1 protein-coding gene is annotated in these 1,431 nt (G+C 60.7%); it reads left to right on the top strand.

The features are described from left to right. The coding region (locus M1L53_RS33010; RefSeq protein WP_261949510.1) for a condensation domain-containing protein at nucleotides 1–1,431 on the top strand (1,431 nt) is incomplete at both ends.

Below are 1,431 nucleotides of genomic sequence, written 5' to 3'. Positions count from 1 at the left end.
CGTCCGGTTCGGGTTCCGTTGTCGTTGGCGCAGCAGCGCATGTGGTTCCTCAACCGATTCGACACCGATTCTGCTGTCAACAATGTCCCTGTTGCCGTTCGGCTCACGGGTGCGCTCGATCTGGCGGCCCTGAATTCGGCAGTTCACGACGTTATCGGCCGTCACGAGGTTCTGCGCACGGTCTACCCCGAGGTCGACGGCGTCGGCTACCAGAAGATCTGCTCGGTAGAAGATGTCTCGATCGATCTCGGCGCAGAACGCGTCACAGACGACCGAATCCAGGCGGAGCTGTATTCGTTCTTCGCCCAGGGTTTCGATGTCACTGTCGAGGTTCCGTTGCGCGCCAAGATTTTTCAGGTCGCCGATGACGACTTCGTGTTGTCGTTCGTGATGCATCACATCTCGACCGACGGCTTCTCGATGGGCCCGCTGACCCGCGACGTCATGACCGCCTACTACGCCCGAACCAACGGCCAGGCTCCGACCTGGACGCCGTTGCCGGTGCAGTACGCCGACTATTCGTTGTGGCAGCGCGAGGTTCTCGGGTCCGAGGACGATCCGCAGTCCATGATCGCGAAGCAGATTGCGTTCTGGTCGGATGCGTTGGCTGATCTTCCGGAGCAGTTGGATCTGCCTGGTGATCGTCCGCGTCCCGAGATTGCTTCAGGGCGCGGCGCCAATCACAGTTTCACCATCGAACCGCAGCTGTGGTCTGAGCTGGACGAACTGGCCAAGGCAACGAACGCAACTCCGTTCATGGTTGTTCACTCGGCTCTGGCGGTGCTGTTGGCACGACTGTCCGCGACGACCGACATTGCGATCGGTGCCCCGATCGCGGGTCGTGGTGAAGCCGAGCTCGATGACGTGATCGGTATGTTCGTCAATACCTTGGTGCTGCGTACCGAGGTTGATCCGTCGATGTCGTTTGCCGAGTTGTTGGCGTCGGCGCGTGAGGTGGATTTGCAGGCGTTCGCGCATGCGGATGTTCCGTTCGAGCGTGTGGTGGAGGTTCTCGATCCGGTTCGTTCGCAGGCTCGTCATCCGTTGTTCCAGGTGGCGTTGACGTTCCAGAACCTTGGACAGAGTGCTCTCGAACTGCCCGGACTCACCGCCGCTGCTGTGGAATTCGACGCAGCACTGGCCAAGTTCGATCTGCAATTCACACTTGAAGACGCCGCTGACGCCGGTATGTCCGGCACCCTGACCTACGCGACGGATCTGTTCGACGCGTCGACAGCGGCCGAGTTCGCTGATCGGTTCGTGTCCGTCCTCCGTGGCGTTGTCGCGAATCCGGCCGCTGCCGTTGGCGACGTGGATGTTATGACCGCCGGTGAGTTGGATCGCGTTCTGTCATGGAGCGACACGGGTGTCGACAGTGGTGTGGATTCGACGTTGTCGGCGTGGTTCGATGATGCTGCTGCGCGGTTTGGT

It is taken from the genome of Rhodococcus sp. T9N, from assembly GCF_024436645.1.
In the GTDB taxonomy this organism is placed as follows: Bacteria; Actinomycetota; Actinomycetes; order Mycobacteriales; family Mycobacteriaceae; genus Rhodococcus_F; species Rhodococcus_F qingshengii.
The sequence above is the reverse complement of the archived record's forward strand: the minus strand, read 5'-3'. Positions and strand labels throughout refer to the sequence as shown.